Annotated in this window: 16 protein-coding genes and 1 tRNA gene; 3 read left to right on the top strand and 14 right to left on the bottom strand. The window is 66.6% G+C overall.

The genetic code is table 11. The features are described 5' to 3' along the window. Positions 1 to 43 precede the first annotated feature (43 nt). The 5 genes from AC1DHX_RS10340 to gcvH all read right to left on the bottom strand — a co-directional run bounded on the left by AC1DHX_RS10340 (position 44) and on the right by gcvH (position 3,258). A complete protein-coding gene (locus AC1DHX_RS10340) occupies positions 44 to 640 on the bottom strand; it encodes a MerR family transcriptional regulator (protein WP_028275903.1) in 597 nt (198 codons plus the stop codon). A gap of 351 nt (positions 641 to 991) precedes the next feature. Beyond that, positions 992 to 1,495 (bottom strand): bifunctional nuclease family protein, encoded by a 504-nt coding sequence (locus AC1DHX_RS10335; RefSeq protein ID WP_230009361.1) that lies wholly within the window; start codon positions 1,493 to 1,495, stop codon positions 992 to 994. Beyond that, positions 1,495 to 2,217, bottom strand: coding sequence for a transcriptional regulator FtsR (gene ftsR, locus AC1DHX_RS10330; RefSeq protein WP_026266235.1), 723 nt, complete (start codon positions 2,215 to 2,217; stop codon positions 1,495 to 1,497). The genes AC1DHX_RS10335 and ftsR overlap by 1 nt, the downstream gene beginning before the upstream one ends. Positions 2,218 to 2,234: 17 nt before the next feature. Further along, the gene (locus AC1DHX_RS10325; RefSeq protein ID WP_028275906.1) at positions 2,235 to 2,711 is read right to left on the bottom strand and encodes an FHA domain-containing protein; all 477 of its coding nucleotides are present in this window, start codon (positions 2,709 to 2,711) and stop codon (positions 2,235 to 2,237) included. 160 nt (positions 2,712 to 2,871) lie between these two features. Further along, on the bottom strand, positions 2,872 to 3,258 hold the full coding sequence (gene gcvH / locus AC1DHX_RS10320; RefSeq protein ID WP_079553886.1) for a glycine cleavage system protein GcvH: 387 nt from the start codon (positions 3,256 to 3,258) through the stop codon (positions 2,872 to 2,874). 195 nt (positions 3,259 to 3,453) lie between these two features. Between gcvH and AC1DHX_RS10315 the strand changes: the two genes are divergently transcribed. Continuing rightward, complete coding sequence (locus tag AC1DHX_RS10315) at positions 3,454 to 4,323, top strand: Fpg/Nei family DNA glycosylase (RefSeq protein WP_476859861.1); 870 nt, start codon at positions 3,454 to 3,456, stop codon at positions 4,321 to 4,323. Between the two features lie 101 nt (positions 4,324 to 4,424). Here AC1DHX_RS10315 and AC1DHX_RS10310 read toward each other — a convergent pair. The 9 genes from AC1DHX_RS10310 to AC1DHX_RS10270 all read right to left on the bottom strand — a co-directional run bounded on the left by AC1DHX_RS10310 (position 4,425) and on the right by AC1DHX_RS10270 (position 12,693). Then, a tRNA-Pro gene (locus AC1DHX_RS10310) sits at positions 4,425 to 4,501 on the bottom strand. A 148-nt stretch (positions 4,502 to 4,649) separates the two neighbouring features. Beyond that, the gene (gene der / locus AC1DHX_RS10305; protein WP_028275909.1) at positions 4,650 to 6,200 is read right to left on the bottom strand and encodes a ribosome biogenesis GTPase Der; all 1,551 of its coding nucleotides are present in this window, start codon (positions 6,198 to 6,200) and stop codon (positions 4,650 to 4,652) included. Continuing rightward, a complete protein-coding gene (locus AC1DHX_RS10300; protein ID WP_476859884.1) occupies positions 6,197 to 6,877 on the bottom strand; it encodes a lysophospholipid acyltransferase family protein in 681 nt (226 codons plus the stop codon). The genes der and AC1DHX_RS10300 overlap by 4 nt, the downstream gene beginning before the upstream one ends. A 73-nt stretch (positions 6,878 to 6,950) precedes the next feature. Then, on the bottom strand, positions 6,951 to 7,694 hold the full coding sequence (gene cmk, locus AC1DHX_RS10295; RefSeq protein WP_028275911.1) for a (d)CMP kinase: 744 nt from the start codon (positions 7,692 to 7,694) through the stop codon (positions 6,951 to 6,953). Continuing rightward, the gene (locus AC1DHX_RS10290; RefSeq protein WP_476859862.1) at positions 7,694 to 8,803 is read right to left on the bottom strand and encodes a prephenate dehydrogenase; all 1,110 of its coding nucleotides are present in this window, start codon (positions 8,801 to 8,803) and stop codon (positions 7,694 to 7,696) included. Before AC1DHX_RS10290 ends, cmk begins: the two co-directional genes overlap by 1 nt. 2 nt (positions 8,804 to 8,805) lie before the next feature. After that, entirely contained in the window at positions 8,806 to 10,089 is a 1,284-nt protein-coding gene (locus AC1DHX_RS10285) for a pseudouridine synthase (RefSeq protein WP_476859863.1), read from the bottom strand. Positions 10,090 to 10,199: 110 nt separating this feature from the next. Continuing rightward, positions 10,200 to 10,862 carry an SMC-Scp complex subunit ScpB gene (gene scpB, locus AC1DHX_RS10280; protein ID WP_476900008.1) on the bottom strand — a complete coding sequence of 221 codons (663 nt, stop codon included), beginning with the start codon at positions 10,860 to 10,862 and terminating at the stop codon, positions 10,200 to 10,202. 8 nt (positions 10,863 to 10,870) lie between these two features. Next, positions 10,871 to 11,749: a segregation and condensation protein A gene (locus tag AC1DHX_RS10275; protein ID WP_476859864.1), complete on the bottom strand. Its 879-nt coding sequence runs from the start codon at positions 11,747 to 11,749 to the stop codon at positions 10,871 to 10,873. Positions 11,750 to 11,793: 44 nt separating this feature from the next. Next, positions 11,794 to 12,693: a ParA family protein gene (locus AC1DHX_RS10270; protein WP_018772307.1), complete on the bottom strand. Its 900-nt coding sequence runs from the start codon at positions 12,691 to 12,693 to the stop codon at positions 11,794 to 11,796. Between the two features lie 356 nt (positions 12,694 to 13,049). On the opposite strand from AC1DHX_RS10270, the gene AC1DHX_RS10265 reads away from it, so the two are divergent. Continuing rightward, entirely contained in the window at positions 13,050 to 13,379 is a 330-nt protein-coding gene (locus tag AC1DHX_RS10265; protein WP_476900003.1) for a hydrogenase maturation nickel metallochaperone HypA/HybF, read from the top strand. 2 nt (positions 13,380 to 13,381) lie between these two features. After that, on the top strand, positions 13,382 to 14,314 hold the full coding sequence (gene hypB, locus AC1DHX_RS10260) for a hydrogenase nickel incorporation protein HypB (protein WP_476859865.1): 933 nt from the start codon (positions 13,382 to 13,384) through the stop codon (positions 14,312 to 14,314). Positions 14,315 to 14,346: the final 32 nt, after the last annotated feature.

Here is a 14,346-nt window from a genome sequence, read left to right as displayed (position 1 = left end):
GCTCAGTCGTTGCTGTGCTCAGTCACGTCTGCAGCTGCGGGCGCTAGCCGATCTTGCGGGCCGCCCGGCGTTTGCTCAGCTCGTCGTCGGGAAAGGACTGGTCCGCGGCGTGTTCGCTGGGAAGAGCTGCGAGGCTTCCTTCAACTTCGCGCCATACGCGGCCGACGGCGATGCCGAACACCCCCTGGCCGCCCTGGACGAGATCGATGACTTCATCTGCCGATGTGCACTCGTAGACGCTGGCGCCGTCGCTCATGAGCGTGATTTGGGCGAGGTCCTCGACGCCGCGCTCCCGCAGGTGTTCCACGGCGGTGCGGATCTGTTGCAGGGAGACGCCCGTGTCCAGGAGCCGTTTGACCACCTTGAGAACCAGAATGTCGCGGAAGCCGTAGAGCCGCTGCGAGCCGGAGCCGGCCGCACCGCGGACGGCGGGCTCAACGAGTCCGGTGCGCGCCCAATAATCGAGTTGGCGGTAGGTAATGCCGGCCGCCTTGCAGGCGGTGGGTCCGCGGTAGCCCGCGTCCTCGTCCAGAACGGGGAGATCCTCGGTGAACAGCAGGCCTTGGGCACCGCTGGCGGGCACAGCAACGCCGGCCGTTGAGGCCTGCTTCAGCTCGCCTGCTTCGCCTTTCGGACTCACGTGGACCCTCCTTGTCGTGGGTTCCCCTGGGTTTGTTGCATCGGCAGCAATAGATGTGAACAGCTGCATGACACCGGATGAATATTTCATCCGTGTAATTCAGCCGGACTGCACCTTCCAGTGTGACTTGCGCGGCTACCGTATGCAATGGGAACTTGTACCTTCGACGTTAGGCCTGCCGGGGCCCAAGGTCAAAGACGTTGGGGCTATTCCAAGGGCGTGTCGAAAGTTTCATCCTCGACTTTAACGTTTGGTGCCGCCACAGCTGTCACGCACGTATCAGAAACACCAGCAGTCACAGGCACGCCCGCAATCGCGGCAGGTTCCCTGGCGCCGGTTGCCTGGGCCGGCTCAGCCGCCGAAGTCTTCGGGTTCGACGTCGTCGAGGAACTCGCGGAAGCGCCGCAGTTCGACTTCCTCGTCCACGGCGGGTCCGGGGTGCGTGTCCTCGCCCTCGTCGTGTTCGGTGATCCGGACGCCGGCCTCGTCCATGACGGCGTCGGCGCACCAGATCCGGCACTTGGCGCGCAGGGCAACGGCCAACCCATCGGAGGCCCGGGAGCTCACGGTGGTGCCGTTCTCGAACTGCAGCTGCCCGTAGAAGATGTTGTCCTCCACCGCCACGATGTTGACGCTGACGATCGTGTGGCCCAGGGCCTCGACAACGTCCACCAGGAGGTCGTGGGTCATCGGCCGGGGCGGGATGACCCCCTGCTGGGCCAGGGCGATGGCGCTGGCCTCCGGGGTCCCGATCCAGATGGGCACGTGGCGCTCACCATGGATTTCCTTGAGCAGGACAAGCGGCTGGTTGGACGGCAACTCGATCCGCACGCCGACAATCTCCACCTCAATCATCAGATGTCCATCCTTGAGATGCGGTCGTGGACCAGCGCCTGGTGCAAGGACAGGCAGAGGTCGCTGATTTCCCGGGCCGCCTCGGCGGCGCGGGCGTGGGAGGCTGCGTCCTTGCGGGAGGTCAGGGTGGCCACAGCACGCTCCACGAGCCCGAATTCGCGGTCGGCAGCCGCCTGGAAGGGCCGCAGGTGGCGGGGTTCCAGGCCATGGCTCTCCAGCTGGACGCAGGCCCGCGCGACCTGCAGCGCGTGTTCGTCGAATTTGCCGTTGACGTGCCCGATCAGGCCGTAGCTCAGGAGCGATTCCAGCAGCGGGACGCTCGCCCCGGATTCGGCGCGCAGCTGCTCCTCGCTGAGCCTGCGTGCCCGGCTCTGCAGCTCGGAAGCGAGCTCCTCGGAGACAATCCGCGGGGACAACGTGACGCCTGCCGGCAGGTTCTCCGGCCGTTCGCCCCGGTCGATCGCATCCAGGTAGTCCTTGATGACCTTCAGCGGCAGGTACTGGTCACGCTGGAGTGAGAGGACGAAGCGCAGCCGTTCGACGTCGTTCTCGGAGTACTGACGGTAGCCGGCAGGTGTCCGCTGCGGGTTGATGAGTCCCTTTTCTTCAAGGAACCGGATTTTTGACGCAGTCATGCTGGGGAAGTCGTCGCTCAGTTGAGCCAGGACTTCCCCGATGTTCAGAACCTGGGGTCCGCGCCGATCCGCATGTGCCGTGGCCACAGGCAACTACCCCGGAATCAGACGTTGCCTGCTGCGCGGGCAGGGCTGAGGTAGAAGGTGAGGCGGAATTTGCCGATCTGGACCTCGTTGCCGGACTTCAGTTCCACCGAGTCCACGCGGTCGTGGTTGACGTAGGTGCCGTTCAGGCTCCCGGTGTCCACAACCTCAAAGCTGCGCGCAGTACGGCGGAATTCGACGTGCCTGCGCGAGACAGTGACGTCGTCGAGGAAGATGTCGGCGTCCGGGTGGCGGCCCGCCGTGGTGACGTCGGAGTCCAGCAGGAACCGCGCACCGGCGTTGGGGCCGCTGTGCGCGACGAGCAGGGCCGATCCGAAGGGAAGGGCCTCAACTGCTGCCCGTTCCTCAGTCGAAAGCTTCGGCGTGAAATTGGGTTCGTCGCGCACCGGAGTGAGGTTGATCGACGTGGTCTCCGAAGCCTTCACTCCACCCGTGCCGTAACCGTCACCGGTGTCGTTCCGTTCGTGCCCAAACATTGAGTCCTCCTCATTCGTTGCAGGTGTCCCCCCTGCAAACAACGCATGCCGTCCGGAAAAGCCTTGCAGTCCCGGTAATGAGGCCCTTCGGCGGGGCGCGGCCTTGTTTTGTTATCCCAWCAACACTCGCCGGCGGCCCCGGCCCGAATGACCTCTGTCTTTAGCCTACCTGCTGTTCATACTCGGATGCACTGAGCAAGGACTCGACCGCGTCGGCTTCCGCGAGCTTGATTTCGATCAGCCAGCCTTCACCGTACGGATCGGAGTTGATAAGGGCGGAATCGGTGTCCAGCGACTCGTTCCTGGCGACCACCTCGCCCGTCACCGGGGCGTAAATGTCGCTGACGCTCTTGGTGGATTCGACCTCGCCGACGACGTCGTTGGCCTTGATGGTGGTCCCGACCTCGGGCATCTGGGCGTAGACGACATCCCCGAGGGCGTCCTGGGCAAAATCAGTGATGCCCACGCGCACAACCCCGTCGGCGTTGGGGGCCGAAACCCATTCGTGTTCTGCGGTGTAGGACAGGTCTTCGGGAATGATGCTCATGACGGGCCTTTCATCGGGTCAATCACCTGGCGGCGGCAGTCGTTTGTTCTAGCCGCCGCTGAAAGTATAGGCACATCGGGCAGGGGCCGGGGAGGCATCTGCGAAGATGGTGCYATGGCAGAACATGCTCCGCTGAAGGGCGGGAATGTGAACAACCGGGGCGCCGGGACCGTCCGGACAYGTGAGGGCTAGGCCGTGCCTGAGCTTCCTGAAGTTGCGGCCCTGACGGACTTTCTGGACGAGCACCTGCGCGGAGCAATGGTGCGGAAAATCCAGCCGGTCTCCTTCGCCGTGCTCAAGACGGCAGACCCTCCCTACTCCGACCTCCAGGGCAAGGCCGTCAGCGGCGTGCAAAGGTTCGGCAAGTTTGTCAGCCTGGAAGCGGACGGGCTGCATTTTGTCTTCCACCTCGCCCGGGCCGGCTGGGTCCGCTTCACGGACTCCCCCACCGACGCCCAGCTGAAAATGGGGAAGGGCCACATCGCCCTGCGGCTGACGTTCTCCGCCGATTCCGGCCCGGTGGGCATGGACCTGACCGAGGCGGGCACGAAGAAGAGCCTGGCGGTCTATGTGGTCCGTGATCCGCACGACGTGCCCGGCATCGCGGCGCTCGGACCGGATCCGTTCAGTCCGGACTTCGACGTCGATGCCCTGGCCGGGATTCTCGGCTCCAGTTCCCAGCAGATCAAGGGCGTCCTGAGGAGCCAGGGCATCATCGCCGGGATTGGGAACGCGTACAGTGACGAGATCCTGCACGCCGCCAGGACTTCGCCGTTCGCGATCGCCAGGTCGCTGGACCGGACGCACGTGCAGCACCTCTACGACGCCATCCACACCATTCTGGGAACGGCGGTGGCGGAGGCCAAGGGCAAGCCGCCCAACGAGCTCAAGGACACCAAGCGGAGCCACATGCGGGTCCACGGCCGGACCGGCGAACCGTGTCCGGTGTGCGGGGACACGGTCCGGGAGGTTTCCTTTGCCGATTCCGCCCTGCAGTACTGCCCGACGTGCCAGACCAAAGGAAAGATCCTGGCCGACCGCCGGACGTCCCGCTTCCTGAAATAGCGGATCACCGCGGACCTTCCTGGGAACACCACGGAGCGGATGTGTCCGGGAAACAGAAAACCCCGCCATTCCTTCATCAGGAATGGCGGGGTTTCAGCTGTTGGTCGGGCTGACAGGATTTGAACCTGCGACCCCTTGACCCCCAGTCAAGTGCGCTACCAAGCTGCGCTACAGCCCGCTGGTTCCACCGTTCTCCGCCCGGAAGTCTTCCCGGATTCGCTCCAGGTTTTCTTCCAAGCAGTCCGGCCGAACCACCTCCAAAAGCTTACACGATCCGGGAGGGTGCCTGTGACAATTTCAGGCTGTCACGGCAAGGTGTGTCGGAATTAACGTTTCTTGCCACGCTTTTCGCGCACGCGCATGTTGACCTCAATCGGCGTGCCCTCGAAGCCGAAGGTCTCCCGGAGGCGTCGGGTGATGAAGCGGCGGTATCCCGGATCCAGGAATCCGGTAGTGAAGAGCACGAACTTCGGCGGCCGGCTCGAGGCCTGGGTGCCGAACAGGATGCGGGGCTGCTTGCCGCCGCGGACCGGGTGCGGGTGCGCTGCGACAAGTTCGCCCAGGAACGCGTTGAGGCGTCCGGTGGGGATGCGCTTGTCCCAGCTTTCCAGGGCGGTGTCCAGGGCCGGGACGAGCCGGTCCTTGTGCCAGCCGGTCTTGGCCGAGATGTTCACGCGCGGCGCCCAGGCCACGTGTGCCAGGTCCTGCTCGATTTCGCGTTCCAGGTAGCGGCGGCGCTCGTCGTCGAGGAGGTCCCATTTGTTGAAGGCCAGCACCAGGGCGCGGCCGGATTCAACGGCAAGCTGCAGGATGCGGACGTCCTGCTCGCTGAGCACCTCGTCCACGGCCAGGAGCACGACGGCGACCTCGGCCTTTTCGAGGGCGCTCTGCGTGCGCAGGGAAGCGTAGAAGTCCGCGCCCTGGGCCATGTGCTGGCGGCGCCGGATGCCGGCGGTGTCCACGAAGCGCCACGTGCGTCCGCCGAGTTCGATGAATTCATCGACCGGGTCGCGGGTGGTGCCGGCGGTGTTGTCCACCACCACACGCTCGGAACCGGCGAGCTTGTTCAGCAGCGAGGACTTGCCGACGTTCGGGCGGCCGATCAGGGCGATGCGGCGGGGTCCGCCGGAGCGCTCGAGGCCCTCAATCAGTGAGTACTCCGGGAGGGTGTCCATGACGTGGTCCAGGAGGTCCGCCACGCCGCGGCCGTGCAAGGCCGAGACGGGGTACGGTTCGCCGAAGCCCAGGCCCCAGAGGGTGGCCGAGTCGGCTTCCTGGGCGAAGTCGTCCACCTTGTTGGCCACCATGATGACCGGCTTCTTCGACTTGCGCAGCATCTTCATGACGCCTTCGTCGGTCGCGGTCGCGCCCACGGCGGAGTCGACGACGAACAGGACGGCGTCGGCAAGTTCCACGGCCATCTCGGCCTGCTCCGCCACACGGGCGTGGATGCCGCGGGCATCGTGCTCCCACCCGCCGGTGTCCACCACGGTGAAGTTGCGGCCGTTCCAGTTTGCCGAGTACATGACACGGTCGCGGGTGACGCCGGGGGTGTCCTCGACCACGGCCTCGCGGCGGCCCAGGATCCTGTTGACCAGGGTGGATTTTCCCACGTTGGGCCGTCCGATGATGGCGAGGACCGGGTCCAGCTTGACCGGGCCGTCAAAGTCCTCGTCGTCGAAGTGGCCGCTCAGCAGCGCGGCGTCGTCTTCGTCGAGCTCGTAGTCGTCCAGCCCGGCACGCAGCGAGGCCGCGCGCAGTTCCGCTTCGTCATCGTCCAGGGCGGCAAGGTTTTCAGCCACCTGGTCGGTGCCGGTGGGCGTGTATTCGTCTTCGCCGGCGCCAAAATTGCCGGAGGTTTGAGTCGTATCGCTCATTGCACTTTCCTTAGGTGGTGATCTGCCGGCGTCCCGGCTACTTCTTCATGACGTTCATGCGGTGATTCCGCGTGGGGCAGGGGCTGCCCGGTTCTTAGTACTGAGTCCTGGACATGGCGCGCTAATGCGGCCCGGATTTCGGTTCCCGCCCTGTCCATTGAAACACGCCCGGTCTCGCCGGGCCTGCGGCTGACGTTGATGGCCCCGCCGAAGCTGACATGCAGGCGCCGGCGCGGTGCGGGCACGGTGTCCAGGTGTTCGCCGTCGATTCTTGTGCCCAGGATGGCCACGGGGACCACAGTGGCGCGCGAGTTAAGCGCCAGCCAGGCGACGCCGTTGTTGATCGCGGCGGCCTCACCGCTCCCCCGCGTGCCTTCGGGAAGAATCCCGACGCACCGTCCGGCGTCGAGCAGGCTCCGGGCCGTGGCCAGCGCCGCACGGCCACCGCGGCGGTCGACGGGCAACTGGCCCGACGCCGCCAGGACGCGGCCGAGGAACCCGGTGAACATCTCCTGCTTGACGAGGATGTGCATGGGCCGGGGCGAGGCGCCGAACATGACGGGCCCGTCCGGGAAGCTGATGTGGTTTCCCGCGAAGATCACGGGACCGGCCGCCGGGACGTTGGAGCGTCCGCTGACCGACGTGCGGTAGACGAGGTGGTCCAGGAGCCAGCCCACGGGCCGGCTCCACGCCGTCGTCCACTGACCGGGCAGGGAGGCCGGCGCTGTCCCCGGCAGTCCGGCGCGCCCCTCAGTCACCGTGGACGGCCCGGAGCGGAACGGGAGAGTGGTTGACCACGGTGTCCACGATGTCGAGGGCGGCCTGGACCGTCTCGTCAAAGTCCAGGTCGGAGGAGTCCAGGGTCACGACGCCGTCGGCGGCCGTGGTGAAGTTCACTACGGTGGAGTCCTTGGCATCGCGGTGCGTGACCTGGGCTGCCAACTGCTCGGCATTCTGGCTGCCGCCCAACTGGATGCCGCGGCGGCGCAGCCGGGCTTCCTCGCTGGCGGTCAGCAACATCCGCACCTCGGCATGGGGCGCGACGACGGTGGTGATGTCCCGGCCCTCGACCACCATGCGGCGGTGGTGCTTTTCGATCAGCTCGCGCTGCCGGCGGATCAGTTCAGTCCGCGCGCCCAGGGTGGTGGCGACGGCGCTGACTGCCGCGGAAATGGCGGGTTCCCGGATGGCGAGAGTGACATCGTGCCCGCCGACGCGGACGTACTCTTCCTGCGGGCTGGTGCTGATTTCCAGCGGCAGGGTCTCGGCGGCGGTCTCGACGGCGGCCCCGTCGTCCAGGTCCGTGCCGCTCTGCAGGCAGAACCACGTCAGGGCGCGGTACATCGCGCCGGTGTCGAGGTAGGCCAGTTTCAGCCGGCGGGCCACCTCTTTGCTCACGCTGGATTTGCCGGAGCCGGAGGGGCCGTCGATGGCAACCACAAGGCTTTTTCCGGGGCGGACTACGTCCACTGTCTCGATGAGTTCCTGGGTCATTACTGGAGTACCCGCCATCCACGGTCGTTGAGGGCTGCTATCAAAAGGTCGTGCTTGTTGGGCAGGACGGAAATTTCCACCATGCCCACATTCTGCCCCGAAGAGTGGTCGAGGCGGAGGTCTTCGACATTGACGCCGATCTCGCCAATCTCGGTCAGCAGCTTGGCGATCTGTCCGGGTGTGTCATCCACCAGCACCGTCAGCCACGAGTATGCCTGCGGGGGTCCGCCGTGCTTGCCCGGGATCCGGGACTGGCCGGCATTGCCTTCGCTGATCAGCTGGGCAAGGTCCAGCCTGGCGCCGGGAGCGGCCGGTGACTCCAGGGTGCCGATCAGCCGGTTGAGGTCCTCGCGGACTCCGTGCAGGATCTCCACCACCTTTTCCGCGTTCGCGCCAAGGATCTGGACCCAGAGCGTGGGATCGCTCGCGGCGATCCGGGTGACATCCCGCAGCCCGTTGCCGGCCAGGGACAGGGCGTGCAGGGGCGTGCCCTGCAGGCGGCTGGCCACGAGCGAGGACATCACCTGCGGCAGGTGTGAGACGAGCGCCACGGCTGCATCGTGCTCGTCGGCAGCGAATTCGGACACGACGGCGCCGAGATCGCCGGCCAGCGCACGCGCCACCCGCAGGGACTCCGGCAGTGTCTCCTCCGCCGGGCACACGACCCACGGCATGGAGGTGAACAGCTCGCCCCGGGCCGCGACCGGGCCCGATTTCTCGCGCCCGGCCATGGGGTGGGTCCCCACGTAGCGGCCCAGGTCCGCGCCTCGGCTGCGCAGATCGGCCAGGATCTGCGCCTTCACGCTCGCGATGTCCACCACGACGGCGTGCGGGTAGTCCTGGAGCGCCTTGGCCACGACGTCCGCCGTGACATCCGGCGGCGCGGCCACGACGACGAGCTCCGGCGCCTCCCCCTCGAGGCGCGCCAGCGGCAGGCCGGCGCCGATGTCGACGGCGACGGCCTGGTTGGTCGGCGAGGGATCCGAGAGGAACACGGGAACGCCCCGCCCCCGCAGCCCCAGCCCGATGCTGGTGCCCAGAAGCCCGGAGCCCAGGACGAGCACCGGGCCGTTCAGGTGGCCGCGGCCGTGCGTGCGGAAGGCGGACATGCTTACAGCCCCACGGAGGCCAGCAGGTGGCCGACTTCCTGCTTGCCGAGGTTGCGGATGCTGCCCTGGCGCTGGTCGCCGAGCCCGATGGGGCCGACCTTGACGCGCACCAGGCGCAGCACGGGGAAGCCGACGGCGTCGAACAAGCGCCGGACGATCCGGTTCTTGCCCGAGTGCAGCACGACCTCGATCAGCACGTGGCCCGGGGTCGAGTCGACGAGCTTGAAGGAGTCCACCGAGGCGATGCCGTCCTCGAGTTCGACGCCGCCCTTGAGTTCGGCGCCCACGCCCTGCGGGAAGGGCCCGCGGACCTGCACGAGGTAGGTTTTGGGCACTTCATAGGACGGGTGCGTCAGGCGGTTGGCGAGCTCGCCGTCGTTCGTCAGCAGCAGCAGCCCTTCGGTGGCGACGTCAAGCCGGCCCACGTGGAAGAGGCGTTCGCCGTGGTGGTTGCGGACAAAGTCGCTGATGCACGGGCGGCCGTCCGGGTCCTCCATGGTGGAGACAACGCCCTTGGGCTTGTTGAAGACCATGTAGACCATGTTCTCGTCCAGCTGGATGCGCAGTCCGTCGACGTGGATCACTGCCGTCTTCGGGTCGACGCGCACGCCGAGTTCGGTGACCACCTGGCCGTCGACCTCGACGCGGCCCTCGGCGATCATTTCCTCGCAGACCCGCCGTGAGGCGACGCCGGCGGAAGCCATGACCTTCTGGAGGCGGGTGCCGTCGGCGTCGTGCAGCTCAGACTGCGGCACCTCGGCTCGGGGTCCGCGCTTGCGGGCCGGCTTGCGCACGGGCCCGAGGTTCTGGCCGAAGCGTTCACTGCCGAAGACGCGGGAACCGGTGGCCTTGGCCGCTCCGGCGCCGACGCGCGGCTTGGGTTTGAGGGCGCCGGGAGTGCCGGGGGCCTTGCCGAAGCCGGGCTTGCGGGCTGCTGCCTTGCGGGCGGCCTCCTTGCCGGAAGGCGCTTTCGACTTCCAGTCAGCGGAAGCCGGGCGGGCGGCCGACGGCGCGCCGTCCGGACCCTGCAGGTCCGGATCGATGAAGGCCTCTTCGCGAGGCTTGGGGTGCTTGAAGGGGCGGTCTCCGCCGCCCTTGTAGCCGGCTCCGCCGCTGCGGCCTGCGCCGCCCTGGGAGCTGCGGCCTGCGCCGCCCTTGTAGTCGGCTCCGCCGCTGCGGCCCGCACCGCCCTGTGCGCCGCGGCCTGAGCCTTGCGCTGAGTTTTGTCCGGCACTGTTACGTCCCGAACTGTTACGTGGTGAACCCTGGCGTCCCGCCTGTGTCATGACCCGTCCTTCGTTTGTTGGCCGACGGCCGCTGTCTCCCGACAACACCCGCCGACTGGGCAAAATGATTCTGCCCTAGTGGATACTCGTGCGCAGGCAGTTGTTCCTGCCTACATTCTTCCAGCGTCGTAAAACTCTTCGATGCCTTCAAGCCCCGGAAGGTGGGGTGAAAGCTGTGGCAATTCCRCCACCGAGCCGATTCCCATTCGCTCCAGGAAATACGACGTCGTGCGATACAGGATTGCTCCGGATTCAGGATCGGTTCCCGAATCCTCGATCAGCCCCCGCTGCGTCAGCGTCCGCACGACAGAGTCAACGTTGACTCCTCGAATTGCGGACACCCGCGCCCTAGATACGGGCTGGCGGTAAGCGATGACGGCGAGCGTTTCGAGCGCCGCCTGCGTCAGCCTGGCCGTCTGTCCTTCCAGCACGAATTCGCCAACGATCTCGGCGAATTCAGCGCGGGAATAGATCCGCCAGCCTCCGGCGATATTCCGCAATTCAAAACCCCGGGCGGTGGCGCTGAAGCCGTTCAAACTGGCATCGTCCACATCCGGGGCATTAACAGTATAACCGTTATACTCCCGCTGCAGTTCAGCCAGCAGGGTCTCGACGACGTCGACCGTCAGGTTCAGCCCGGCTGCCAGGGCCTGGGCCGTGGCCGGTTCGTCGATCACCATCAGGACCGCTTCGAGGGCCGCGCGGGCGCCCCCAGGCAGGCTCGCGACGTCCGGCCCGGCGTCCGGCCCGGCCTCGCGCGCAGCCTCAGGCAAGCGTTCGTTCACGGTTGGTCCTCGTATTCTTCACTCAGGTTTTCGCTGCTCCACCCCTGGCTATCGGCCGTCCAGTGCACCGTCAGTTCCCCCAGCGGCAGCAGCTGGTCAAAGCCCACCGCCCGGTCGCGGAACAGCTCCAGCAGCGCCAGGAACCGCGCCACCACCACCAGCGTGGATTCGGCGTCAGCGATCAGGGCCCGGAAGCTCAGCGGCGTGCCCGGCCGCAGCCGGTTCCCCAGCAGCTCGGCCTGTTCCTTGACGCTGACGGGCGCGCCGTGCAGGTGCTCGAGGCCTACTTCGGTGGGGGCTGCCTCCTTGGGTTTGAGGGCCGCCTCGGCCAGGGAGGCGAACTGGGCAGGGGTGTGCCGCCACAGCAGTTCCGGAAGCAGGGCAGCGAAGTGTCCCTCAAGGGCAACCTGCCGGGGATAGCGCCGGGCCTCAAGCTCGAGTGTGGAGCCGATCATGCCGGCCACCTGCTTGAACGCCTTGTACTGCAGCAGCCGGGCGAACAGGAGGTCCCGGGCCTCCAGCAGGGCAATGTCCTCATCGTCCTCAACCTCGCCCGCGGGCAGCAGCCGGGCCGCTTTGAGGTCCAGGAGGGTGGCCGCAATCACCAGGAATTCGCTGGCCTCATCCAGGGCCCACTCCTCCCCCAGCTGCTGCAGGCCCCTGATGTACTTGATGAATTCGTCAGTGACCGTGGACAGCGCCACCTCGGTGATGTCCAGCTGGTGCTTGGAGATCAGGCCGAGCAGGAGGTCGAACGGGCCGGTGAAGTTGGCCAGCCGCACTTCGAATCCGGGCTTTTTGACGCCCTGTTCTGCTGGGTCCTCCGGCCCCGCGGCCCGCGCGGATTCCGCGCGTGTGTCGAGCTCCGCAGGCATGTCGAGATTCGCTGGCGGAGAAAAGGCGCCTGCCACGACCCTGGCTAGGGCGCGCCGCCGCGCGAGATCAGCTCTTTGGCCAGGCGGCGGTAGGCGTCGGCACCGACGTGGTTGCCCGCGTAGGTTGTGATGGGCTCGGCCGCGACCGTGGCGTCGGCAAATTTGATCGAGCGCTTGATGACGGTTTCGAAGACCTTGTCGCCAAAGGCCTCCACCAGGCGGGCGATCACCTCGCGGCCGTGCAGGGTCCGGGCGTCGTACATCGTGGCGAGCACGCCGTCGACCTGCAGGCGCGGGTTGAGGCGGTCCTGGACCTTGTCGATGGTTTCCACGAGCAACGCCACGGCGCGCAGGGCAAAGAATTCACAGATCAGCGGGATGATGACGCCATGGGCGGCGGTCAGCGCGTTGACGGTGAGCAGGCCGAGCGAGGGCTGGCAATCGATCAGGACGACGTCGTAGTCGTCCTCGACCTTTTTCAAGGCCCGGTCCAGCACCTGTTCGCGGGCCACTTCATTGACCAGCTGCACCTCGGCGGCGGAGAGGTCGATGTTGGCCGGGAGCAGATCCACGTTCTCCACGCCGGTCTTCTGGATGGCGTCGCGGATGTCCACCTTGCGGTCCATCAGCACGTTGTACACCGTGAGGTCGAGCTCGTGAGGATTGGTGCCCAGGCCGGCGGACAGGGCACCCTGCGGATCGAAGTCGACCAGGAGCACGCGGCGGCCGTATTCGGCCAGGGCGGCGGCGAGGTTGATCGTGGACGTGGTTTTGCCCACCCCGCCCTTCTGGTTCACCATGGCGATAACCCGCGCAGGACCGTGGGAGGACAGCGGCGCGGGCTCCGGAAAGTCGCGTTGGGGCCGCCCGGTGGGGCCCATGACGGCGTCTTCCAGATCGAGTTCGGTGCCTTCCAGAGTTGCTGAACCCTGTTCGCTGCTCACGTATCTATCCACACTTTCGATGACGGTGATTGTCGTGCTTCATTTTGCCGCCTCCGGGCTCCCGGAGCCCAGCGCGTTCCTCCCAAGGTTACAGCGCCCGACACGGTATTCGCCGGACCTTGACACTGCGCCGGAGGCTGTGCCTTGACGTTCGGGTTGAAGTCGAAGGTTGCTGCCGGGCTGTCACGGCGGCCCGGGCGTGCCGGCAGGCACGCCCGGGGGGACGCCGAGGGGACGCCCGCAGGCGCGCAGCGAGGGGCTGAAACAGGCAGGCGGGCCCGCGCTCCGGCGGCCCCGGAGATATTGAAGTTTGTACCCYGCRGGCCTACATTGAAACGACGAGGTGGCARCGGCTCATGCAYGAACTTTCGATCACGCAAAGTCTTGTAGAGGCGGTCCTGGACCGGACCGGTGGCCGCTCCGTGACGGGCGTCAACCTGCGGATCGGACCCTTGAGCGGCGTCCTCCCGGACGCCGTGCGCTTTTGCTTCGAAGTCGTTTCAGCTGACACGCCGCTGGCCGGGGCAACCCTGACGATCGATGAATCCGAGGGCCGGGCCAGATGCCGCAGCTGCCGCGACGAGTTCGTCCTTGAGGACATGTTTCTGCTCTGCCCCYGTGGCAGTGCCGATGTCGAAGTCGTCAGTGGCCGGGAGCTCCTGGTCACCTCGGTGGAGGTTGCGTAGACATGTGTGCGACGTGCGGATGCGGCGACGACGCCGGCACCAGAGTTTCGGACCTCGACGGCACTGTTCACGACATCTTGCCCGCTGCTGCGGCCCCGCACGAACATCCGCATCCGCACGATCACGGCCATCAGCACGCCCACGATCACGAGCACGGGCATCCGCACGATCACGGCCATCAGCATCCCCAATCCCCCGGGACAGCCGACGCCGGGCACAGCCCCGCGGCGGAGGGACGGACCCTCATCTCCCTGGAGGAGAACCTGCTCGCMAAGAACGACCTCCTGGCCGCACGGAACCGGGGTTGGCTGGAAGGACGCGGCATCCAGGCCTTCAATGTCATGAGTTCCCCAGGGGCCGGCAAGACCACGCTCCTGGTCCGGACCATCAGGGAACTTGCCGGTGAACTGGACATTGGTGTGATCGAAGGGGACCAGGAGACCTCGCTGGACGCCGACCGGATCCGGTCCACCGGGCGGCCGGTGATCCAAATCAACACCGGGGCAGGCTGCCACCTGGATGCCGGGATGCTGCAGCGGGCGCTGGGCGCGCTGGATCCGGTCCCCGGATCGACACTCTTCATCGAAAACGTGGGCAACCTGGTGTGCCCCGCATTGTTCGACCTCGGCGAATCGGCCCGGGTCGTCGTGATCTCAGTTACGGAGGGCGATGACAAACCGCAGAAATACCCCCACATGTTCCTGGCTGCCGACCTGGTGATCATCAACAAAGCAGACCTGCTCCCCTATGTGGAGTTCGACGTCGAGCGTTGCGTGCGCCAGGCGCGCCTGCTGAATCCCGGCGTCGACGTCCTGACCCTGTCAGCTACCACCGGCGACGGCATGGACGGCTGGCTGGAGTGGATCCGGAAGAATCCCCACCCGGCGGCGGCTGCCGCCGGGAGTGCGCCGCGCTCTGGCGGACTACGCGTTTGACCGTTGACGCAACATTCGAGCCGCGGCCACAG

The organism is Arthrobacter sp. 05N33_2 (assembly GCF_056397425.1).
This window is presented reverse-complemented; position numbering and strand designations above follow the sequence as displayed.